This is a genomic window from Streptomyces coeruleorubidus, assembly GCF_028885415.1.
GTDB lineage: Bacteria > Actinomycetota > Actinomycetes > Streptomycetales > Streptomycetaceae > Streptomyces > Streptomyces coeruleorubidus_A.
In genome coordinates this window covers 2,925,169-2,946,831 of the sequence record NZ_CP118527.1, presented here as the reverse complement: position 1 = coordinate 2,946,831, position 21,663 = coordinate 2,925,169, and the positions used below count along the sequence as shown (strand labels likewise).

General features: G+C 71.2%; 20 protein-coding genes and 1 pseudogene. 8 read left to right on the top strand and 13 right to left on the bottom strand.

The window, feature by feature from the left end:
- The first annotated feature begins 111 nt into the window (after window positions 1-111).
- Together PV963_RS13675 and PV963_RS13670 are read left to right on the top strand one after the other, a co-directional pair.
- Window positions 112-790, top strand: a pseudogene (locus PV963_RS13675) (phosphotransferase).
- Between the two features lie 45 nt (window positions 791-835).
- Window positions 836-1,651, top strand: coding sequence for an SAM-dependent methyltransferase (locus PV963_RS13670; protein ID WP_274815943.1), 816 nt, complete (start codon window positions 836-838; stop codon window positions 1,649-1,651).
- Window positions 1,652-1,655: 4 nt separating this feature from the next.
- Here the strand turns inward: PV963_RS13670 and PV963_RS13665 are convergent, their stop codons facing one another.
- The 3 genes from PV963_RS13665 to PV963_RS13655 all read right to left on the bottom strand — a co-directional run bounded on the left by PV963_RS13665 (window position 1,656) and on the right by PV963_RS13655 (window position 4,223).
- The gene (locus PV963_RS13665) at window positions 1,656-2,561 is read right to left on the bottom strand and encodes a helix-turn-helix domain-containing protein (protein ID WP_425540892.1); all 906 of its coding nucleotides are present in this window, start codon (window positions 2,559-2,561) and stop codon (window positions 1,656-1,658) included.
- A gap of 92 nt (window positions 2,562-2,653) precedes the next feature.
- A complete protein-coding gene (locus tag PV963_RS13660) occupies window positions 2,654-3,109 on the bottom strand; it encodes a nuclear transport factor 2 family protein (protein WP_274822013.1) in 456 nt (151 codons plus the stop codon).
- A gap of 58 nt (window positions 3,110-3,167) precedes the next feature.
- Window positions 3,168-4,223 carry an MBL fold metallo-hydrolase gene (locus PV963_RS13655; RefSeq protein ID WP_425540891.1) on the bottom strand — a complete coding sequence of 352 codons (1,056 nt, stop codon included), beginning with the start codon at window positions 4,221-4,223 and terminating at the stop codon, window positions 3,168-3,170.
- 152 nt (window positions 4,224-4,375) lie between these two features.
- Between PV963_RS13655 and PV963_RS13650 the strand changes: the two genes are divergently transcribed.
- The 3 genes from PV963_RS13650 (at window position 4,376) to PV963_RS13640 (ending at window position 7,387) form a co-directional block, all read left to right on the top strand.
- A complete protein-coding gene (locus PV963_RS13650) occupies window positions 4,376-5,572 on the top strand; it encodes an RNA-guided endonuclease InsQ/TnpB family protein (protein ID WP_274815942.1) in 1,197 nt (398 codons plus the stop codon).
- Between the two features lie 127 nt (window positions 5,573-5,699).
- Entirely contained in the window at window positions 5,700-7,151 is a 1,452-nt protein-coding gene (locus PV963_RS13645) for an aldehyde dehydrogenase (protein WP_274815941.1), read from the top strand.
- Between the two features lie 2 nt (window positions 7,152-7,153).
- Window positions 7,154-7,387 carry a ferredoxin gene (locus PV963_RS13640; protein ID WP_274815940.1) on the top strand — a complete coding sequence of 78 codons (234 nt, stop codon included), beginning with the start codon at window positions 7,154-7,156 and terminating at the stop codon, window positions 7,385-7,387.
- 31 nt (window positions 7,388-7,418) lie between these two features.
- Here the strand turns inward: PV963_RS13640 and PV963_RS13635 are convergent, their stop codons facing one another.
- Both PV963_RS13635 and PV963_RS13630 read right to left on the bottom strand, forming a co-directional pair.
- Window positions 7,419-7,739 carry a GYD domain-containing protein gene (locus tag PV963_RS13635; protein WP_274815939.1) on the bottom strand — a complete coding sequence of 107 codons (321 nt, stop codon included), beginning with the start codon at window positions 7,737-7,739 and terminating at the stop codon, window positions 7,419-7,421.
- A 373-nt stretch (window positions 7,740-8,112) separates the two neighbouring features.
- Window positions 8,113-8,775, bottom strand: a complete 663-nt coding sequence (locus tag PV963_RS13630) for a TetR family transcriptional regulator (RefSeq protein WP_274815938.1) — start codon at window positions 8,773-8,775, stop codon at window positions 8,113-8,115.
- A 211-nt stretch (window positions 8,776-8,986) separates the two neighbouring features.
- Here PV963_RS13630 and PV963_RS13625 point away from each other — a divergent pair, with 211 nt between their 5' ends.
- From PV963_RS13625 to PV963_RS13615, 3 genes are read left to right on the top strand one after another with little or no spacing between them, the layout of a single operon-like run.
- Window positions 8,987-10,681, top strand: a complete 1,695-nt coding sequence (locus tag PV963_RS13625) for a glycosyltransferase family 4 protein (RefSeq protein WP_274815937.1) — start codon at window positions 8,987-8,989, stop codon at window positions 10,679-10,681.
- Complete coding sequence (locus PV963_RS13620) at window positions 10,675-11,424, top strand: class I SAM-dependent methyltransferase (protein WP_274815936.1); 750 nt, start codon at window positions 10,675-10,677, stop codon at window positions 11,422-11,424. Before PV963_RS13625 ends, PV963_RS13620 begins: the two co-directional genes overlap by 7 nt.
- Window positions 11,421-12,491, top strand: a complete 1,071-nt coding sequence (locus PV963_RS13615) for a prenyltransferase (RefSeq protein WP_274815935.1) — start codon at window positions 11,421-11,423, stop codon at window positions 12,489-12,491. Before PV963_RS13620 ends, PV963_RS13615 begins: the two co-directional genes overlap by 4 nt.
- Before the next feature lie 15 nt (window positions 12,492-12,506).
- On the opposite strand, the gene PV963_RS13610 is transcribed toward PV963_RS13615, so the two are convergent.
- From PV963_RS13610 to PV963_RS13575, 8 genes are all read right to left on the bottom strand, one after another.
- Window positions 12,507-12,800, bottom strand: a complete 294-nt coding sequence (locus PV963_RS13610; RefSeq protein WP_059416357.1) for a hypothetical protein — start codon at window positions 12,798-12,800, stop codon at window positions 12,507-12,509.
- Between the two features lie 92 nt (window positions 12,801-12,892).
- Window positions 12,893-15,436, bottom strand: coding sequence for a DUF6185 family protein (locus PV963_RS13605; protein WP_274815934.1), 2,544 nt, complete (start codon window positions 15,434-15,436; stop codon window positions 12,893-12,895).
- A gap of 136 nt (window positions 15,437-15,572) precedes the next feature.
- Window positions 15,573-16,586 (bottom strand): LLM class F420-dependent oxidoreductase, encoded by a 1,014-nt coding sequence (locus PV963_RS13600; RefSeq protein WP_274815933.1) that lies wholly within the window; start codon window positions 16,584-16,586, stop codon window positions 15,573-15,575.
- 97 nt (window positions 16,587-16,683) lie between these two features.
- On the bottom strand, window positions 16,684-17,517 hold the full coding sequence (locus PV963_RS13595; RefSeq protein ID WP_274815932.1) for a DUF5336 domain-containing protein: 834 nt from the start codon (window positions 17,515-17,517) through the stop codon (window positions 16,684-16,686).
- Between the two features lie 159 nt (window positions 17,518-17,676).
- The gene (locus tag PV963_RS13590) at window positions 17,677-18,627 is read right to left on the bottom strand and encodes an N-acetylmuramoyl-L-alanine amidase (protein WP_274815931.1); all 951 of its coding nucleotides are present in this window, start codon (window positions 18,625-18,627) and stop codon (window positions 17,677-17,679) included.
- Window positions 18,628-18,690: 63 nt separating this feature from the next.
- Complete coding sequence (locus PV963_RS13585) at window positions 18,691-18,978, bottom strand: hypothetical protein (protein WP_274815930.1); 288 nt, start codon at window positions 18,976-18,978, stop codon at window positions 18,691-18,693.
- A 107-nt stretch (window positions 18,979-19,085) separates the two neighbouring features.
- Window positions 19,086-19,736 carry a class I SAM-dependent methyltransferase gene (locus PV963_RS13580; protein WP_274815929.1) on the bottom strand — a complete coding sequence of 217 codons (651 nt, stop codon included), beginning with the start codon at window positions 19,734-19,736 and terminating at the stop codon, window positions 19,086-19,088.
- Window positions 19,737-19,826: 90 nt separating this feature from the next.
- Window positions 19,827-21,566, bottom strand: a complete 1,740-nt coding sequence (locus tag PV963_RS13575) for an MFS transporter (protein WP_274815928.1) — start codon at window positions 21,564-21,566, stop codon at window positions 19,827-19,829.
- Between the last annotated feature and the right edge of the window lie 97 nt (window positions 21,567-21,663).

Sequence of the window (21,663 nt, the reverse complement as noted above, 5' to 3'; positions counted from 1 at the left end):
CCGGCTTTCCCCCGTACGGGTGTGATGACGACCTGCCTACTGTACCGGCACGTCCAAAACGGGCCGAAGGCGCCGGGTGGGCCGGGGTATGGGCCGGGGTAGCTTCGGCGCATGCCGACGACACCACCGGGAAGACTGCTCGGCTCGGGCCGCCGCGCCGACGTGTACGAGATCGACGAGGGCTGGGTGCTGCGGCGTGAGCGGGAGGGCGGGGGAGACGCGGCGGGCGAGGGCGCGGTGATGGAGCACGTGCGCGCCCACGGCTACCCGGTGCCCCGGGTCCGCCCGTCCGGCTCGCGCACGGACCTGGTGATGGAACGGCTCTTGGGGCCGACCATGCTCCAGGCCTGCCTGGCGGGCACGCTGGACGTGACGGAGGCGGGCTCGGTCCTCGCCCGGCTGCTGCACCACCTGCACACCATCCCCGCCCTGCGCTCCACCGACCCGGCCGTCCGCGTCCTGCATCTGGACCTGCACCCGGAGAACGTGATCCTCACGCCCGACGGTCCCCGCGTCATCGACTGGTCGAACACGGAGGAGGGCGACCCGGCCCTGGACTGGGCGGCATCCGCCGTGATCCTCGCCCAGGCCGCCGTCGCCGCCGATGCTCTCTCCACCCCGGCCCGCGCCATGCTGACCGCCCTCCTGGCCGACCCGTCCCCCCCTCACCCGGCCCGCCCTGACGGAGGCCCTGCGCCGCCGGTCCGCCAACCCGACGATGAGCCGGACGGAACAGGAACTGCTGGGCTGTGCTGAGGAGTTGATCCTGTCTCAGAGGCAAACACGCTGACAATCAAGCTAACGTGGGCCTCCACGACCACACGCAGGAGCGTCCATGACTGATCAGGCGGGGAACTCCGGGCAGGAGCCGCTCCCCAAGATCGACACCTCCGTGCCGCACTCGGCCCGGATCTGGAACTACTGGCTGGGCGGGAAGGACAACTACGAAGTCGACCGCGTGGCCGGTGACGCGTTCCGCGAGATCTTCCCGGGGATCGAGACCGGAGCCCGCGCCGCCCGCTACTTCCTCGCCCGCGCCGTCCGCCATCTCGCCGCCGAAGAGGGCATCCGCCAGTTCCTGGACATCGGCACCGGGCTGCCCAACGTGGACAACACCCACCAGATCGCCCAGCGGGCGGCCCCGGACAGCCGGATCGTCTACGTCGACAACGACCCGCTGGTGCTGGCCCACGCCCGCGCGCTGCTCACCAGCACCCAGGAAGGCGTCACCAACTACGTCGACGCCGACCTGCGCGAGCCGAGCACGATCATCCGGGAGGCCGGCAGGACGCTGGACTTCGACCAGCCCGTCGCCCTCATGCTGATGGGCATCCTGGGCCACGTCGAGGACCACGACGAGGCACGCTCGATCGTGCGGCAACTGGTGGACGCCCTGCCCTCCGGAAGCTACCTCGTCCAGTACGACAGCACCGACACCAGCGAGGACTACGTCCGGGCCATCCAGCAGTACAACGACGGCGGCTCGATCCCGTACATCCTGCGCAGCCCCGAGCAGATCGCCCGCTACTTCGACGGACTGGAACTGCTCGAACCGGGCGTGACGTCCTGCTCGCGCTGGCGCCCCGACGCCGCCGCCCTGGATCTCCCCGCGGAGGTGCACCAGTACGGCGGTGTCGCCCTGAAACGTTGACCCCTCAGGTCTCCTGGAGGATGCGGTGGAGGATGGTCGGAGTCTCGTCCGGTGACTCGGCTTCGACCACCAGCCGGTTCATCGCGTCCCAGTAGCTCTCGATCTCGGCCGGCCGGTCGGGATAGAGCCCGGTGGTGAGCTGTTCGAGGTAGACCACGTCGGGCAACTCGCCGCCGGGCAGGCGCAGAATCGTGACCGGGCCGCCCTCCGCGGCGTGACCGCCGGCGCGGAAGGTCAGGATCTGGACCGTGACCTGCGGGAGCCCGCAGATCTCGATGAGATGCCTGAGCTGGGCGCGCATGACGGCCAGGCCGCCCACCGGGCGACGCAGCGCCGCCTCGTCGATCACCGCCCACAGCCGGGTCGCCGGCCGCCGGTGCAGAATCCGCTGGCGGGTCATCCGCAGCGCGACCCGGCGGTCCGTCTCCTGCGCGCCGGCGTCCGGGTGGGCGAGCCGGATGGAGGCCCGTGCGTAGTCGGCGGTCTGGAGCAGCCCGGGAACGCGCTGGACATGGAAGCAGCGGATGACGCTCGCCGCCTGCTCGGCGCCGAGATAGGTCTGCATCCAGGCGGGCACCACATCGCTGTAGTACTGCCACCAGGCGGGGGTGTTGGCCTGCTCGGCCAGCGCCAGCAGGGTCGCGCGCTCGGCCTCGTCCGTGACGCCGTAGAGCGTGAGCAGATCGGCGACGTCCCGCAGCTTGAACCCGTGCCGGCCGGCCTCCATCCGGCTGATCTTGGACGAGGAGGCCCGGATGACATGCCCCGCGTCCGCCCGCCCGATGCCGCGCTCCTCCCGCAGCCGGCGCAGCCGTGCGCCCAGCGCCAGCCGCGGCACCATGGGCCCGGCCGATCTGCCGTCCAGGGCTCCGCAGCCGGGCGTCGTACGAGCGGCCTCTTGGGTGCCCATGGGCATGTCTCCTTGCGGTGGAACGCAACTCCGCAGGCCTGCGAGCGCCGCGGCACACTCATCCTAGGGGCCCCGCCCCGACGTCATCCGGCTTATGCCAAAGGCGAGTTCGCCCGCGGGGTGGCTCCGCCGAAGGGCAGGTGCAGCGTCCGGGAGGCGAGCAGCCAGGTGCCGTCGGCCTTGTGGAACGTGTCCTCGTAGTGCCCGATCTGGACCGGCGGCCCGGCCGGGACCATGCCGCCGTCGTAGCCGTCTACGCGGTACGTGGTGAAGTACGAAATCGCCGTGGCCGCCTCCGGGGACGTCACCGTGACCAGGACGTTGGACATCAGGCGGCGGGACAGCCGGTCGGCGGGGCGGGAGCCGAAGTAGGTGCGCAGGGCGTCTCGGCCCTTGACCAGCCGCTCGCCCTCCGGCCACCGCCAGACGCCGTCCTCGGTGAACAGGTCGGCGACGGAGGAGGGTTCGCCGAGGTCGAGCCGGTGGACGAAGTCGAGGATCAGGCGCGCGCAGGCGCGTTCGGCGAGGAGGCGTTCCATGGGGTCCATGGTTTTCATGGCCGTTTCGTAGCATCCCGGCGGCCTGTCCTCCGCCGGGTTTGCCACCTCATTGCACCGCCACGTACGTCACGGGCTCGCTCCCCGGCACCGGCTCCGCCCGGCCCAGCTTGACCAGGCGGCGCAGATGGGACTCGGCCTCCGAGACGGCGATGGTGCGGGAGCCGTGGGGGATGTCGGCCCAGGGGCGGTTCCACTCCATGCGCTCGGCGAGCTGCCAGGGGGTGAGCGGCTCGGTGAGGAGGGTCAGCAGGCCCGTGAGGCGGGTCTCGTGGTGGGCGAGCAAGTCGCGTACGCGGGCGGGGGCGTCGCGGAACGGGTGCTGGTGGGCCGGGAGCACCTCGGCGGGGGCGAGGCGGCCCACGCGTTCGAGGGAGTCGAGGTAGTCGCCCAGGGGGTCGGTCACGGTGGTGTCGTCGGGGTCCTCGTAGAGGCCGATGTGCGGGGTGATCTCGGGCAGCAGGTGGTCGCCGGAGAACAGACGGCCGTGGCCGGGGAGTTGCGCCGGGTGGGTCTCCTCCAGGTGGAGGCAGACGTGGCCCGGCGTGTGCCCCGGGGTCCAGATCGCACGCAGGCGGCGGCCGGGGAGGTCGAGGAGTTCGCCCGGGACGATGTCGCGGTCGGGCAGGGCGGGGGAGAGGCCGGGCAGGGCGCGGGGCCGGGCCGCGCGCAGCGGGGCGATGTGCTCCTCGGGCGCACCGGCGGCGGTGAGCTTGGCCGTCATGTACGAGAACCAGTGCTCGGGACGGGCCTCGCGGGTCCGCCGTACGACCGCGGTGTCCGCAGCGTGCATCGCGATCCACGCGCCCGAGGCCTCACGGACCCGGCCGGACAGGCCGTGGTGGTCCGGGTGGTGGTGGGTGACGACCACGCCGTGGATCCCGTCGACCGAGGTGCCGCAGGCGGTGAGGCCCGACGCGAGGATGTCCCAGGACGCCGGGTCGTCCCAGCCGGTGTCGATCAGTACCGGGCCCCGGTCGGTGTCGACGACGTACACCAGCGTGTGGCCGAGGGGGTTGTCCGGGATGGGCACCCGGACGGACCGGACGCCTCCGCCATGGTCGTACACCCCCGGTATGGGCTCGCGGTCCTGGCTGCTCTTCATCAGTTGCCTCCGAGGAGACCCCCGCCTTCAGGCGGGGGAGGAATCGAACTCCTGCGGAGCAGGGCAGGGTGCTGTGATTCGCCGCCAGGGCGGATCGCAGTGCTCTGACTCGCAGGTTTGATCGTTACCTGTGGGGACGCTAGTTTGTGAGCGTGCCCACGACGTGCGTGAAGCGGGCGTTCAAGTACCGCTTCTACCCGACCGATGCGCAGGCAGCTGAGCTGTCGCGCACGTTCGGCTGTGTGCGCAAGGTCTACAACATGGCCCTCGCGGCCCGCACCGAAGCGTGGGCGCGTCAGGAACGGGTCAACTACAACCAGACCTCGGCCATGCTGACGGAGTGGAAGAAGACCGAGGAACTGGCCTACCTCAACGATGTGTCGTCGGTGCCGCTGCAGCAGTGTCTGCGGCACCTGCAGACGGCGTTCACGAACTTCTTCGGCAAGCGGGCGAAGTATCCGCGCTTCAAATCGCGGAAGAAGTCGCGCAGGTCCGCCGAGTACACCACGTCCGGATTCCGCTTCCGCGACGGGAAGCTGACCCTGGCGAAGATGACCGAACCGCTGGACATCGTGTGGTCGCGCCCGCTCCCGCAGGGGGCGACGCCGTCCACGGTGACCGTCTCCCAGGACGCGGCCGGACGCTGGTTCGTCTCCCTCCTGTGCGACGACCCCGGCGTCAAGCCGCTCCCGGCCGCCGATACGGCCATCGGCGTGGATGTCGGCCTGGACCACCTGCTGACCCTCTCCACCGGCGAGAAGGTCGCCAACCTCCGGCACGAGCGCCGTGACCGCGCCCGCCTGGCGAAGGCCCAGCGGGAACTGTCCCGCAAGGCCAAGGAGTCCAACAACCGGGCCAAGGCCCGCAGGAAGGTCGCGAGGATCCACGCGAGGATCGCCGACCGGCGCCGTGACCACCTGCACAAACTGACCACCCGACTCGTGCGTGAAAACCAAACGCTCGTGATCGAGGACCTGACCGTGCGCACCATGGTCAGGAACCGGAAGCTGGCCCGGGCCATCTCGGATGCCGCCTGGGCCCAGTTCCGGAGCCTTATGGAGTACAAGGCCGCCTGGTACGGGCGGGAAGTGATCGCGGTGGACCGCTTCTTCCCCTCGTCCAGGCTGTGCTCCCACTGCGGTGCCTTGCAGGACAAGATGCCGCTGCACGTCCGTACCTGGACGTGCGACAGCTGTGGCACGACCCACGACCGGGACGTGAACGCGGCGAAGAACCTTCTGGCCGCCGGGCTGGCGGTGACAGTCTGTGGAGCCGGTGTAAGACCTCAACGGAGCACTCCGGGCGGGCAGTCGGCGACGAAGCAGAAACCCTCACAGCGCGAGCCGTGAGAATCCCCCTCCTTCAGGAGAGGGAGAAGTCAACCGCCCTCCGTTCCACGGCCATACGGCCATTGCCCACTATAACGAGAACTGGTATCAGTTTCTGAAACACCGTCAGATGTGAAGGCAGTCGGCCATGACCGAGCTCGTGGAACACGGACAGCTGTTCGTCGGCGGGGAGTTGACCGACCCCCTGGGTACGGACGTCATCGAGGTGATCTCGCCGCACACGGAAGAGGTCATCGGGCGCGTCCCGCACGCCTCGACGGCGGATGTGGACCGGGCCGTGGGGGTGGCCCGGCGGGCCTTCGACGAGGGACCCTGGCCGCGCATGAGCCTCGACGAGCGGATCGAGGTCGTGAGCAGGATCAAGGACGGGATCGCCGCCCGGCACGACGAGATCGCCCGTGTGATCTCCGCCCAGAACGGCTCGCCGTACTCCTGGAGCGTCCTCGCCCAGGCCCTCGGTGCCGTCATGGTCTGGGACTCGGCGATCACCGTCGCGCGGAACTTCACGTACGAGGAGCGGCGCGACGGCGTGCTCGGCCGCATCCTCGTTCGGCGGGAGCCCGTCGGGGTGGTCGCCGCCGTCGTCCCCTGGAACGTCCCGCAGTTCGTCGCCGCCGCCAAGCTCGCCCCCGCCCTTCTCACCGGCTGCACGGCCGTGCTCAAGCCCTCGCCCGAGTCACCGCTGGACGCGTACCTGCTCGGCGAGATCGCGACGGAGGCCGGGCTGCCGGAGGGCGTGCTGTCGATCCTGCCCGCGGACCGGGAGGTGAGCGAGTACCTGGTCGGGCACCCCGGCGTCGACAAGGTGTCCTTCACCGGGTCGGTCGCGGCCGGCAAGCGAGTGATGGAGGTGGCGGCCCGCAACCTCACCCGCGTGACCCTCGAACTGGGCGGCAAGTCGGCGGCCGTCGTCCTGCCCGACGCGGACGTGGAGACGGCCGTGGCGGGCATCGCCCCCGCGGCCTGGATGAACAACGGGCAGGCCTGCGTCGCCCAGACCCGCATCCTCCTCCCGCGCTCCCGTTACGACGAGTTCGCCGACGCCCTGGCCGCCGCGGCGGGCGCGCTGACGGTCGGCGACCCGCTGGACCCGGCCACCCACGTGGGCCCGCTGGTGGCCAGGCGGCAGCAGCGGCGCAACCTCGACTACATACGCATCGGCCAGGAGGAGGGCGCGAAGATCCTGACCGGCGGCGGACGCCCGGCCGGCCTCGACCGCGGCTGGTACGTCGAGCCGACCCTCTTCGGCGACGTCGACAACTCCATGCGCATCGCCCGCGAGGAGATCTTCGGCCCGGTGATCTGCCTGCTGCCCTACGACGACGAGTCCGACGCCGTGAAGATCGCCAACGACTCCGACTACGGACTGAGCGGCAGCGTGTGGACGGCGGACGTCGAGCACGGCATCGAGATCGCCCGGCAGGTCCGTACGGGCACGTACTCGGTCAACACCTTCAGCCTGGACATGCTGGGCCCCTTCGGCGGCTACAAGAACTCGGGCCTGGGGCGGGAGTTCGGGCCGGAGGGGTACGGCGAGTACCTGGAGCACAAGATGATCCACCTCCCGGCGGACGCGTAGCGATGGGCGACCGCTGGCACGTCGAGGTCGACCGCTCCCTGTGCATCGGCTCCGCCCAGTGCCTCCACCACGCGCCGGACGGCTTCCGCCTGGACTCCGCCCGGCAGTCCCATCCGGTCGCCCCGGACACGGACGCGAACGAGCGGGTGCTGGAGGCGGCGGAGAACTGTCCGGTGGAGGCGATCACGATCACGCTGGGGGACAGCGGGGAGCCGGTGTTCCCGCCGGAGGAGTAGGGCCTGTCGTCTGGATCAGGCGGAGGGCCCGTCAGGCGCCGGGTGCCCGGTAGTCCACCTGCTGCCGGACGGCCTCGTCGACCTCTTCGGCCGACAGCAGGACGACCGTGCTCGTGCGGACCCCGCCGGCCGCCGAGACGACCATGCCCAAGGCCGCGGCGGAGGTGTTGCCCGGCAGCTCCGCCGTGACGTAGACGTCGTCCTCGCCGAAGGCCCAGTACATCGTCTCGACCCGGCCCCCGAGGCCTTCGATCATGCGCCCGACGACGTCACGCCGCGCGCTCCCGCCTTCCTTGAGCAGACCCTTCAGCCCGTCCGGGGTCAGCTTCACCTTGAAGAGGTACTTCGGCATGGGATTGCCCTTTCACTTCTGCCCGATAAGTCACTCTGACTCCCTCATGTTCCTTCCGGATCGGGGTCTCGTCGCGGCGACGGGGGCCTCAAGCAGGGCCGTATGGGCTACTCGGGACATTTAGGTAAAAAATCCCGCACAGGGGCTTTTCTTGGCGGACAGAAGTTCTAATCTGGATATAGGCCTACGGGACGAGTGAGGGAGTCCGACCGGAGTAGCCGACTTTGGCTGGAAGCTCCGGCTTCCGCCGGTGCCGACTGCGACGGTAGGGCTGAGAGGCCGGAAGGTCGCAGGGTCGAAAGGCCAGGCGACCGGAAGGCGACCCCCATAACCTGATCCGGACCATGCCGGCGAAGGGAACCCGTCTCGTAGGTCATCCATGTGCGTCCGGCGCCGTCAGGTCGATCAGGCGGCACACCGTCTCGATGTCGATCTTGACCTGGGCGATGGAGGCGCGGCCGGACAGCCAGGTGATGAGGGCCGAGTGCCAGGTGTGCTCGATGACCCGGACCGCCGACAGCTGCTCCGCAGTGGGGTGTTCCAGCCCCATCGCGTCCAGGATGATCGCCGTCGTCTGCCGCGAGACCTGATCGACCTCCGGGCTCACACTGCGGTCGGCGAAGGTGAGCGCGCGGACCATCGCGTCGGCCAGATGCGGTTCGCGCTGGAGGGCGCGAAAGGCCCGCATCAACGTCTCCGCGACCCGCTCGGCCGCCGTCTCGCCCTGCGGGGGCTTCTTCCGCAGCGTGCCGTGCATGTGCTCCAGCTGGTCCTGCATGGTGGCGACCAGCAGATGGATCTTGGAGGGGAAGTAGCGGTACAGGGTGCCGAGCGCCACCTGCGAGGACTCCGCGACCTCGCGCATCTGCACGGCGTCGAAACCGCCCCGGCTGGCCAGCTGCGCGCTCGCGTGCAGGATGCGGCGACGGCGGGCCTCCTGCCGCTCCGTCAGGGGCGGGGAGGCGGAGGCTGCGGCGCTGGCATCCACCTTGGCCACCTTGTTCACCTTGGCGCTCACCTTGGCTTCCGCGGGCATGGTCCGGTCCCGTTCCGTGACCGTCCGTGAGGACGAGTGATCAGACAGCATGGCACGGCACCGGCCGTGGCGTGAATCACCTGATCCACTGGTCACAGCGCCCCTACCTGCCGGTAGATTCAGAGCCTCCGGACGATCAAGTCTGAAACTTGTTCTAGATTAGCGTCCCGGCGTAATCTCGCGGGACGGAGCAGGGAGAAGGGGGCCGAGAGTGACCGCTGAGGCCAGCGAGGCCGGGGCTCCGGAGGACCCCGCGGCCGACGGCTTGCGACCGCTCGACATCGCGCTCCTCACCTATAAAGGGAACCCGTTCTGCGGCGGTCAGGGCGTCTACGTCCGGCACCTCTCACGCGAACTGGCCCGCCTCGGCCACCGGGTCGAGGTCATCGGCGCACAGCCGTATCCCGTGCTCGACGAGGGCTACGACGGACTGAGCCTCACCGAGCTGCCCAGCCTCGACCTCTACCGCCAGCCGGATCCCTTCCGCACGCCGAAGCGTGACGAGTACCGCGACTGGATCGACGCGCTCGAAGTCGCGACCATGTGGACCGGCGGCTTCCCCGAACCACTGACGTTCTCGCTGCGCGCCCGCCGCCATCTGCGTGCCCGCCGCGGCGAGTTCGACGTCGTCCACGACAACCAGACGCTCGGGTACGGATTGCTGGGAGACGTGGGCGCGCCCCTGGTGACCACGATCCACCACCCCATCACCGTGGACCGGCAGTTGGAGCTGGACGCGGCCCAGGGCTGGCAGCGGCGCTTCTCCGTGCGGCGCTGGTACGCCTTCACGCGCATGCAGAAGCGCGTCGCGCGGCGGCTGCCGTCCGTGCTCACCGTCTCCGGCACGTCCCGCCAGGAGATCGTCGACCACCTCGGCGTACGCCAGGACCGCATCCACGTGGTCCACATCGGCGCCGACACCGACCTGTTCTCGCCGGACCCGTCCGTGCCGGTCGTGCCGGGGCGGATCGTGACGACGTCCAGCGCGGACGTGCCGCTGAAGGGCCTCGTCCATCTCGTCGAGGCGCTCGCCAAGGTACGTACCGAGCACCCCGGCGCCCACCTCGTCGTCGTCGGCAAGCGTCCGGCCGAAGGACCCGTCGCCCAGGCGATGGAGCGGTACGGCCTCGACGGCGCCGTCGAGTTCGTCAAGGGCATCTCCGACGCGGAACTCGTCGACCTCGTGCGCTCGGCACAGGTCGCGTGCGTACCGTCGCTCTACGAGGGCTTCTCGCTGCCGGCCGCCGAGGCCATGGCGACCGGGACGCCCCTGCTCGCCACGACCGGCGGCGCGATCCCCGAGGTCGCCGGCCGGGACGGGGAGACCTGCCTGGCGGTGCCGCCGGGCGACTCGCAGGCACTGGCGGCCGGGCTGGGCCGCCTGCTGGGCGACGCGGAGTTGCGTGCGCGGCTCGGAGCGGCCGGGCGGGAACGGGTCCTGCGGCACTTCACCTGGGCCAGGGCGGCGGAGGGCACGGTGGCGCGGTACCGCGAGGCGATCGCCCGCGCCGGGGGTGACGCCGAGGGCCGCTCGACGCCCCCGGCCTCCGGCGGTTCCGCGGTGGGCGGTGACCGCTCGGGGTCCCTGGGTTCTGCCGACTCCGTGGTGGGCGGTGACCGCTCGGGGGCCGTGGTTTCCGGCGGCGGTGAGTCTGTGGTTTCCGGCGGCGGTGCGTCTGTGGTTTCCGACCGCTCCGCAGCGGGCGTTGACTCCGCCTCCCTTGTTTCCGGCGGCTCCGCGGTGGACGGCGACCGCTCGGCGGCCCCGGCTTCCGGCCGCCCCGCAGCGGGCGTCGACCAGCCGGCGTCCCTGGCCTCCGGCCGTTCCGCGGCTCCCGCAGGTGCTGTCTCCGCAGCCACCACAGATGTAGAAGGCGTCAACTCCGAAAGCAGGGCCACGTGCTGACCGTCGACTTCTCCCGGTTCCCGCTCGCCCCGGGCGACCGAGTCCTGGATCTCGGCTGCGGTGCCGGCCGGCACGCCTTCGAGTGCTATCGGCGCGGCGCGCAGGTAGTGGCGCTGGACCAGAACGCCGAGGAGATCCGCGAGGTCGCCAAGTGGTTCGCGGCGATGAAGGAGGCCGGCGAGGCCCCCGAGGGCGCCACCGCCACGGCCATGGAGGGCGACGCCCTCGCCCTGCCCTTCCCCGACGAGTCCTTCGACGTCGTGATCATCTCCGAGGTGATGGAGCACATCCCGGACGACAAGGGCGTCCTCGCGGAGATGGTGCGCGTGCTGAGGCCCGGCGGGCGCATCGCCGTCACCGTCCCGCGCTACGGCCCCGAGAAGGTCTGCTGGACCCTGTCCGACGCCTACCACGAGGTCGAGGGCGGCCACATCCGCATCTACAAGGCGGACGAGCTGCTCGAGAAGATCCGCGAGGCCGGGCTGGAGCCGTACGGCACGCACCACGCCCACGCCCTGCACTCCCCGTACTGGTGGCTGAAGTGCGCCTTCGGCGTCGACAACGACAAGGCGCTGCCGGTGCGGGCGTACCACAAGCTCCTGGTCTGGGACATCATGAAGAGACCGCTGGCCACCCGGGTCGCGGAGCAGGCGCTGAACCCGCTGATCGGCAAGAGCTTCGTGGCGTACGCGACCAAGCCGCACCTGCCGCGTCTTTCCGACACCGGGGCGGACGCCCGGTGACGACTCCCCGGACGGAACATCTGGTCCTGCCCGGGGTCCTGACCGCCGGGCAGGCCGCCGCGACCGTCGCCGGCATCCTCGCCGTGCAGCGCGAGGACGGCGCGATCCCGTGGTTCCGGGGACACCACCTCGACCCGTGGGACCACGTCGAGGCCGCGATGGCCCTCGACGCGGCCGGTGAACACGAGGCCGCCGAACGGGCCTACCTGTGGCTGGCCCGGCACCAGAACGAGGACGGCTCCTGGTACGCGGCCTATGCGGACGGGGACTTCGCCGACGTCACCGACCGGGGCCGGGAGACCAACTTCGTCGCCTACATAGCCGTCGGCGTCTGGCACCACTACCTCTCCACCGGCGACGACACGTTCCTGGAGCGGATGTGGCCGGCGGTGTACGCGGCGGTGGAGTTCGTGCTGCGCCTGCAGCAGCCGGGCGGGCAGATCGGCTGGCGGCGCGACGACGACGGCACGGACACGGCGGACGCCCTGCTCACGGGCAGCTCCTCCATCCACCACGCCCTGCGGTGCGCGCTGGCGATCGCCGAGCAGCGGGAAGAGGCGCAGCCGGACTGGGAGTTGGCGGCGGGCGCGCTGCGGCACGCGATACGCCGGCATCCGGAGCGGTTCCTCGACAAGAACCGTTACTCGATGGACTGGTACTACCCCGTGCTCGGCGGCGCCCTGACCGGTGCGGAGGCCAAGGCCCGCATAGAGGACGACTGGGACCGGTTCGTCGTCCCGGGACTGGGGGTTCGGTGCGTGGTCCCCAACCCGTGGGTGACAGGGGGCGAGTCCGCGGAACTGGCGCTGGCGCTCTGGGCGATGGGGGAGTCGGACCGCGCGCTGGAGGTCCTCCAGTCGATCCAGCACCTGCGCGATCCGGCCAGCGGCCTGTACTGGACGGGGTACGTCTTCGAGGACAAGGCGATCTGGCCGCGCGAGTTGACGACGTGGACGGCGGGGTCGCTGCTGCTGGCCGTCGCCGCGCTGGGGGGTCATGAGGCCACGTGCCGGGTCTTCGGCGGCGAGGGCCTGCCTGGGGGGCTGGAGTCGGACTGCTGCGCCTAGGAGCTCGGGTGGTTGTCAGTGCCGATGTGCGCGATTGGCGATCGCGTGGCCCACGAACAGGTAGACCACCGCTGCCAGGCCGTAGCCGGCGACCACTCGGGCCCAGGCCTCGTCGAACGTGAAGAGGTCGTGGGACCAACCCGCCAGCCAGCGGGCCGCGTCGTGGATGAACTGGACGAAGTCGTTCGCCCGGTTCGCGTCCAGCAGGTACATCAGAATCCACAGGCCCAGGATGAGGGCCATGATGTCGGCCACGACCGCGATGATCGTGCCGGCCTGATTCGCACCATTGCGATATCGAGGGGACATGTCCATCGGGTTGCCCGCCAAGTGCCGGATAAACCCTTAGGGGGTGTCGGCAAAGTCCCGCCTGCCCTGCGACGCCCCCAAGGCCTTCGCGGTCAGGGCGCGCTCCCGGAACCACCGCCGCCGACGCCCTCGCTGGGGTCCCGCTCGATCAGCACCATCGGCTCAGCCCCCTTGAGCTGCTGCCAGATGGTCACCAGTGCCACGACCTGGGCCACGAGGAACGCCACTTGGAGCGAGGCCGTACGCCATTGGTACACCGACAGCAGCAGGCCCGCCTTGGTGGGCCAGTAGTGCCCCTCTCTGCGGAAGGTGTCGATGTCCATCGCGACCCCGGTCACGGTGAGGACGAGCAGCGTGAGGCTGACGTTGAGCGCCCAGGTGTCGAAGGGCTGGTCGACGAGCCGGACACCGATCCAGTGCACGAAGGCGGGGACCGCGTACACGAGGGACAGCCAGAACGCCCGCACGGGACCGCGACGGCCGGGCAGTACGCGCCACAGGGCGCCCAGCGTGAACCCGGCGCCCGCCCAGGTGATCCCCATGCTCATCAGGGACGCCACCGTGTCGACGAACCCGAAGCGCTCCACGAACTTGTCGGTCCACAGCGTCCCCCTGACATGTTCGGCCCAGAGCAGTACGCCGGCCGTCGGCACCGAGGCCAGCGTGGCGAAGTACGCGGCCCGGCAGGCGTTGCCCCACCAGGTCGTGCGCGGCCCCCAGGCCAGGGCCAGCTCCACCGGCCCCGCGGAGTGCGGCAGCCGGACCCAGGTGTTGGGGAGGCCGGGGGGAGGGGACGGGTGCGGCAGCCGGTTCAGCCGGTCCAGCTCGTGCTCCAACTCGGCCCGCTGACCGTCCTGCTGGCCCTGCTCGACGCGGCGCAGCTGCGCGTGCAGCTCGCGGTGGCGCCGGGCCGCCTTGAGGAGCCGCCGCCTGTCGAACTCCCTGACCACCTCGTGCACCCGGACACCGGGCAGCAGCTCCCGGTACAGGACCGAGCGCCTGGCGCCGAAGGCCAGCAGCGCGGTCAGCGCGAGCCAGAGCGCCAGCAGCGGCGGCAGGGGAAGCGGGACACCGGCGTACCAGCCGACGAGCGGCGCGACCGCGACCACGAAGAACGCCTTCAGGGTCCGTACCTCCGCCGGCGACGGGAGCACGGCCGGCTCAGCCGCCGCCCTGTGCCGGGCGCGCAGCACGGCCACGATCGCCAGGGACGGGCCCCACCACCAGAAGTACTCCATGCTGAACCAGTCCACCCACGCCTCGGGGAACCAGCGGACGTCGTCGTTGAAGAGCGACGCCACATGCCACAGCCCGTAGTCCTCGTCCGCGGTGCGCCGGCTGAGCCAGCTCCGGCTTTCCCACGCGTTCTGCGCGGTCCACACGCTCGCCGCCGGGAGAGCCGCCGACACGAAGATGAGCACGCCCAGGACGCTGAGCGGGAAGCGTCCGCGGGACGACACCGCAGCCGTGGCGTCGCAGGCCCGCCACAGCCGCATCAGGGAGGAGACGATGCCCACCAGCCAGACGAAGACGACGCAGGCGCAGGCCGAGACGAACGCGTACATGCCTCCCTCGTCCCGGAACCACCGCACCGCATCCGGGGCGTCCGCCCAGTCGAGTTCCAGACCGGAGGGCAGCGCGAACCAGTCAGGACGGCACACCACGGCGGCGACGTAACCGGCGGCGGCGACGACGAGCGCGACCGCGACCCGTCCGGGCCTGCCGAAGGCGCACACCGCCAGGCCCGTGAGGAGCACGACGACGAGACCGTCGATGTGCTCCAGGAACACGTTGGTGACGTATTGGGTGACGGTGACCGCGAACGCCAGCCAGCCCATGTGCAGCAGATTGCGGACCGTGTGTTCCTCCGCGTCGGTGGGCGGCGAGGAGACGGGCTCGTCCCGCACCGCGCGCACCACGGACAGGAGCAAGGCAAGGATCACCGCGTCGAAGGGCAGCCAGGCCAGCCGGTCCATCGCGTACCAGGGGATCTGGCCCCATCGCGCGGCCGTGGCCTTGGTCGCCGGCGGCTGAAGGAGAACCCGCACCTCGGGCGGCTTTCCTCCCGCCTTCTGTGCGCCCCAGGTCAGCCTGTGCGTGGAGCCGGTGTCCGGCGCCGGGGAGACGCGCCGCGCGGCGCGCCCGCCCAGATCGACGGTCACCTCCTGCCACCAGGCCTTCTCCAGTGCGGGAGGGCGTACCAACTCCAGGGTCCACAGGCGGTTGCCCTCAGTGATGCGCCAGGGCCCGAAGTCCCGGTCCTGCAGATTGATGACCCACGTGGTGACGCGATGCTCGACCGTCATCCATTTCTTCTGGACCGTCACCCGCGGCGGATGCGCGCGTCCCTCCGTGTCCCGGTACTGGAAAGGAGCGCCGGGATCGCGCAGCAGACACCGCATCGCAGTCCGGTACCGCTCCGTGTCCCCGTTCAGCAGCAGATCCGCCGCCAGGCGCCACGACTTGGGCACCTTCACCGTGAGGCGGCCCTCGGCCCTGCTGTAGTCCTCGCCCTCGTGCTTGAGGCGGACCGATGCGGTGACACGGGCTGTCTTCAGCTGTTCGGCGTGGCAGCCGTCGTCCGCCGCCCGGGCGGTCGCGCTGAGCATCATGCACAGCAGCGCTGTCGTGAACATCAGAAGGAGAAAGCGCCGCAGCCCCCGCCCCAATGAGCCCCCCTCACGCCTCGCACGGCACGGACCACAGAGGTATACCCGGTGCCGCGGGCGACGGACCCCGGAATGCCTGCCTCCGTCAAGGAGTGTGCGAGGCCTACGAGTTGAGCTCCGCCAGCACCCGCAGCGACTGTCGGTCCGGAGCCAGCGCCAGCAGATCGGTCACCGGCCCCTTGCGCCACAACTCCAGCCGCTCCGCGATGCGTTCTCGCGGACCGACCAGGGAGATCTCGTCGGCGAAGGCGTCCGGGACGGCGAGTACGGCCTCGTCCCTGCGGCCGGACAGGAACAACTCCTGGATGCGGCGGGCCTCCCCCTCGTAACCCATGCGGGCCATGAGGTCGGCGTGGAAGTTGCGGGCCACGTGCCCCATGCCGCCGATGTAGAAGCCGAGCATGGCTTTGACGGGCAGGAGGCCTTCCGTCACGTCGTCGCAGACCCGCACCTGGGCCATGGGCGCCACCATGAAGCCTTCCGGCAGGTCGGCGACCCGCTCCCCGTACGCCTCCTTCGGCCGCGTCGGAGACCAGTACAGCGGCAGCCAGCCGTCCGCGATCCGGATCGTCTGCGCGACGTTCTTCGGCCCCTCGGCACCGAGCAGGACCGGCAGGCCGGGACGCAGGGGGTGGGTGACGGGCTTGAGCGGCTTGCCGAGACCGGTGGCGTCGGGGCCCCGGTAGGGGTGGGAGTGGAAGCGGCCGGCCAGTTCCACCGGCGCCTCCCGCCGCAGTACCTGCCGAACGACGTCGACGTACTCGCGGGTCGCGGTCAGCGGCGACTTCGGGAACGGGCGGCCGTACCAGCCCTCGACGACCTGCGGGCCGGACAGTCCGAGGCCCAGCATCACGCGGCCGCCGGAGAGGTGGTCCAGGGTCAGCGCGTGCATCGCGGTCGTGGTCGGCGGGCGGGCCGCCATCTGTGCGACGGCCGTGCCCAGTCGGACGCGGGAGGTGTGCGCCGCGATCCAGGCGAGCGGCGTGAAGGCGTCCGAGCCCCACGACTCCGCCGTCCACACCGAGTCGTAGCCCAGCCGCTCGGCCTCCTGCGCGAGCGGCACATGGTCGGGTGAGGGGCCGCGGCCCCAGTAGCCGAGCGCGAGACCGAGCCGCATGCCTGCCTCCTGACGGTATGTCAGCTGACGGGGCGACGACTGTACGGCAACGGCCCCCCACCCGGAAGGGTGAGGGGCCGTACGTCGTTCAGGGGCCTCAGCCGCGCTGGATGCCCGACGTGTCCTGCAGGACACCGCGGCGGCCGTCCTGCGTCTGGGCGACCAGGGCCGGGCCGCGCTGCTCGACGGCCAGGTACCAAGTGCCCGGGGCGAGTTCGGCGATCGGCGTCGGCGAGCCGTCCTCGGCGAACAGCGGGCGTGGCACCGGCACGGCGAACCAGAACGGCGAGAAGTCCCCGGCCGGGGGCTGCGGCGCCTGGGCCTGCTGGGGCTGACTGGCGTAGGGCTGACCCGGCTGCCCGGGCCCGGGCTGTCCCGGCTGCGGGTGACCGTAGCCACCCGGCTGCTGGGCGCCCGGGTAGCCGTAACCGCCGGGGGGCTGGGCGCCGTAGGGCTGGGGGGCGGCAGGTCGGGGGGCCGGGAGGAGAGCGGCCTTGAGAGCGGGCACGAGGGGGGAGGCGATGGCGGCGGCGGCCATAATCAGGGTGGCGACGAGCGCGAGGATCAGACCAATGCCGGCGTCGGGACCGGTGGAACCGTCGCCCACGTTGTTCGCGCCGCCCGCCGGGTCGAAGATGTTGCCGAGCGCGCTCCAGGCAGCGAAGACGGTGAAGGCGACGCCGAACTGGCCGAGGTCGAGACCGGCGACCTTGGGGACCTGCGGCAGCCCCCGGGCGACCACGATAAGCGCGGCGCCGATGATGCCGGCCAGGACGACGCCCACCAGGAGCGGTCCGCTGCTCCAGGCGTTCGGCAGGTCGAGACCCGTAGCACCGTCGACGGAGTAGATGTCGAGAAACGACGCGACGAACAGCAACACCGCTGCTCCGATCACCACGCCGTCGCCTCGAGTGAGGGAGCGGATATTCACTTCAGGTCCTTCGTAGGTCGTCTCATCGTCGGTAGAGGCGTCGCTGTCACCATGTCGCCGTCAGGCCCCGGTGTGAAGCGCGGGGGTGGCCCCTCATCGTACGAACGGACACTATCGTCCGCCCGACCAGGGTGTCCGCCCGGATCAGCCCGCCGAGAGCTACCCGCGCAGGAAACTCACGATTCCCTCAGAGATCCCTTGCGCCGCCTTCTGCCGCCACGCGCCACTGGTCAGCAGCGCCGCGTCCTTGCTATCGCGCATGTTGCCGCACTCGATGAACACCTTGGGAACCGTTGACAGATTGAGACCGCCCAGGTCCTTACGCGTGACGAGACCGGTGCCGTCGCCGATGTAGTTGGACGGCGCGCTGCCGGTGACGGCGACGAAGCGGCCCGCGACGCGCTCGCCGAGGTCGCGGGAGGGGGCGACGATCGCGCGGGTGTCGGCGGCGCCCGCGTGGACCGCGCCGGGCAGGATGACGTGGAAGCCGCGGTTGCCGGTGCCGGAGCCGTCCGCGTGGACCGAGACCACGGCGTCGGCCTTCGCCTCGTTGCCGATCCGGGCCCGCTCGTCCACGCACGGGCCGTACGGCCGGTCGCCGTCCTGCGTCAGCTTCACCGTGGCGCCCTGCTCTTCGAGGAGCGTGCGCATCCGGTGCGCCACGTCCAGGGTGAACTTCGCCTCGGTGTAACCGTCGTTGGTGGACGTGCCCGTGGTGTCGCACTCCTTCCAGTTCGTCCCGATGTTCACCTTGCGGTTGATCTCGGACGGGTGCTGGAAGTTCTCCGGGTTGTGCCCGGGGTCGATGACGACGACCTTCCCCTTGAGCGGGCCGGAGGCCGGGGCGGGCGCGGAGGTCGAGGACGCCGTCGGTGTCGGTGAGGCGCTCGGCTTCTTGCCGTCGTCGGTGGGCGCGCCCGACGCGGAGGGCGGGGAGGACCGTACGGTCGCCTGACCCGAGCCGCCTTGGTCCCCCGAGCCGCCCACCGTCTCGTACACGAGCCAGCCGAGCAGCGCCCCGGGCACCAGCGCGGCGAGCGCGACGGTCAGAGGGCCGCGGCGGGAGCGGCGGGGCTGGGGGGGTTCGAAGTCCGGGCCTACGTACGACACGTCTGCCACCCTAGCGGCCGTCGCCGGGCGGCAGCGGGGCGAGGACGGCCCGGCGGGTGGCGGCTACTCCTCGTTCCCGTCGGGGCTCCCGTGCCGTACCGCCTCCTTCACCCGTGCCTCGATCTCCTGGCGGGGTGTGCCCTCTTGCTTCGCGTACGCGGTCACCGCTGCCTGGACGTCGCGGGCGAGGTCGCGCCAGGCTCGCCAGGCGGTCTCCCAGGTGGTGGTCTGCTGGTCGCTCCACGTGGTCTGGGTGGGCGGACCGTACGCGTCCTGTAGTTGCCGCACGCGGGCGTACGCATCGTCCGCCGCGCGCTGCTTCTCCACGAGCTCTGCGAAGGTGTGTGCCACGCGCCCGGATCCTTGGGCAGCGGCACTCGCCCGCCGACTCGCCACGCCGCCCGTGGGCCGACCGGGAGGGGGTGCGGGGCGCGCAGTTCACCCGCCCAGCCGTTCCCCTAGAGGCCCGGGCCGGTGCGCCGCAGGACCCGCAGCGAGTCCGTGGCCGAGACCTCCGTGAACGCGCCGGAGGCGAGGGCCCTGAGGTAGACGCGGTAGGGGGCCTGGCCGGTGAACTCGTCCTGCGGGTCGGGGTGGACGTCGTGGATGGCGAGCAGGCCGCCCTCGGCCACGTGCGGGGCCCAGCCCTCGTAGTCGGCGGTGGCGTGCTCGTCCGTGTGGCCGCCGTCGATGAAGACGAAGCCGACAGGGGTCTGCCAGATCGCCGCGATCTGCGGGGAGCGGCCGACCAGGGCCACCACGTGGTCCTCCAGGCCCGCCCGGTGCAGGGTGCGGCGGAACGTGGGCAGGGTGTCCATCAGGCCGAGCTCGGGGTCGACCGTCTCCGGGTCGTGGTACTCCCAGCCCGGCTGCTGCTCCTCGCTGCCGCGGTGGTGGTCGACGGTCAGCGCGCAGACCCCGGCCTCGCGGGCCGCGTCGGCGAGCAGGATGGTGGACCGGCCGCAGTACGTGCCGACCTCCAGGAGCGGCAGCCTGAGCCGCCCGGCCTCCGCCGCCGCCGCGTACAGGGCCAGCCCCTCGCCCACGGGCATGAACCCCTTCGCCGCCTCGAACGCGGCCAGGATCTCGGGCTTCGGGGCCGCGGGCATGGGGTTCCTTCCGGTCGTACGAGTGTCCGATCGCTCATGGTGCCGTACCTCCGGTCGGAGGGTGACAGGGGGTACGGGTGAGCAGCGAGGTCAGGCGGAGACCGTCTCGCCCGGCAGCGGCAGGTCCAGGTCGACCGGCCGCTCGTCGCCCGCGTGGGTCGCGGACGAGGCGAGCGGGGCGTGGCCCGTGGCGCGGGCGGCCACGACGTACGAGCCACCGGCCGGGACGGTGAGCGCGTAGGCGCCGTCCTCGGCGGAGAGCGTCGCGCCGGCCTGGCGGCCCCGGCGGTCGATCAGCGTGACCTTGGCGCGGGCGACCGGCGTGCCGTCGGCCGCCAGCACGCGGCCGCGGAAGCCGCGCAGGACCTGCTCGGCGCGCTCCAGTGCCGCGTCCTCCTCGCTGCCGGCGCGCAGCTGCGGCTTGTCCGACGGGCGGCGGCCCGGCAGGAACAGCGCCAGGAGCAGGCCTACGGCCACGGCGCCCGTCGCGATCAGGAAGGAGACCCGGAAGCCGTGCATGGTCGGGATCTCGACGCCGCCGACGTTGTCCGCGGTGTTCGCCAGCACCATGCCGATCACGGCGCTCGACACCGACGTACCGATGGAACGCATCAGGGTGTTGAGGCCGTTCGCGGCGCCCGTCTCCGAGGCCGGGACCGCGCCCACGATCAGCGCGGGCAGCGAGGAGTAGGCGAGGCCGATGCCCGCGCCCAGCAGGACCGAGATGACCAGGCTCTGCCAGGCGGCGCTCATCAGGCCGAGGCCGGCGCCGTAGCCGATCGCGATGATCAGCAGGCCGAGGATCAGGGTGACCTTGGGGCCGTACTTCGCGGACAGCCGCGCGTAGACGGGCGCGGTGAACATCATCGTCAGGCCGAGCGGCGCGACGAGCAGACCCGCGACGACCATCGACTGGCCGAGGCCGTAGCCGGTGGACTTCGGCAGCTGGAGCAGCTGGGGCAGGACCAGGGAGACGACGTAGAAGGAGACGCCGACCATGATCGAGGCGAGGTTGGTGAAGAGGACGGCCGGACGGGCCGTGGTGCGCAGGTCGACCAGCGGGGCCTTGACGCGCAGTTCCATCACGCCCCACAGGACCAGGACGACCGCGGCGGCGGCGAACAGGCCGAGCGTGGTGCCGGAGGACCAGCCCCAGTCGCTGCCCTTGGTGATCGGCAGCAGGAAGAGCACGAGCCCGGTGGACAGGCCGAGTGCGCCCGGCAGGTCGAAGGAGCCCTCGGCGCGCATCGGCGACTCCGGCACGACGAGCAGGGTGAGGGCGATGGCGAGGACACCGAGTCCGGCGGCGCCGTAGAACAGGGCGTGCCAGTCGGTGTGCTGGGCGACCAGGGCGGCGGCGGGCAGGGCGAGACCGCCGCCGACGCCTATGGAGGAGCTCATCAGGGCCATCGCCGAGCCGAGCCGTTCGCGGGGCAGCATGTCGCGCATCAGGCCGATGCCGAGCGGGATGGCGCCCATCGCGAAGCCCTGGAGCGTACGTCCGGCGATCATGAGCAGCAGGTCGCTGGTGAACGCGCTGACCAGGGCGCCGACGACCATGACCGACAGGCTCGTGATCAGCATGCGCCGCTTGCCGTAGAGATCGCCGAGGCGGCCCATGATCGGGGTGGCCACCGCGCCCGAGAGGAGGGTCGAGGTCAGGACCCAGGTGGCGTCGCTGGGGGCGGTGTCCAGCAGTTGCGGCAGATCCTTGATGACCGGGACGAGCAGGGTCTGCATCACCGCGACAACGATGCCCGCGAAGGCGAGTACCGGGACCACGGCCCCGCTCGCTCTGCCGGCGGGACGGACTGTCGTCGTCTGCGTCATTGAGTGGGGCCTCCGGGGCGGGGGGTTCGGGAGTTGCGTGGTTACGTGGTCTGTGAACCTTGTATGTCCAGGCAACTATTCCGTTGCTTTGGCACTC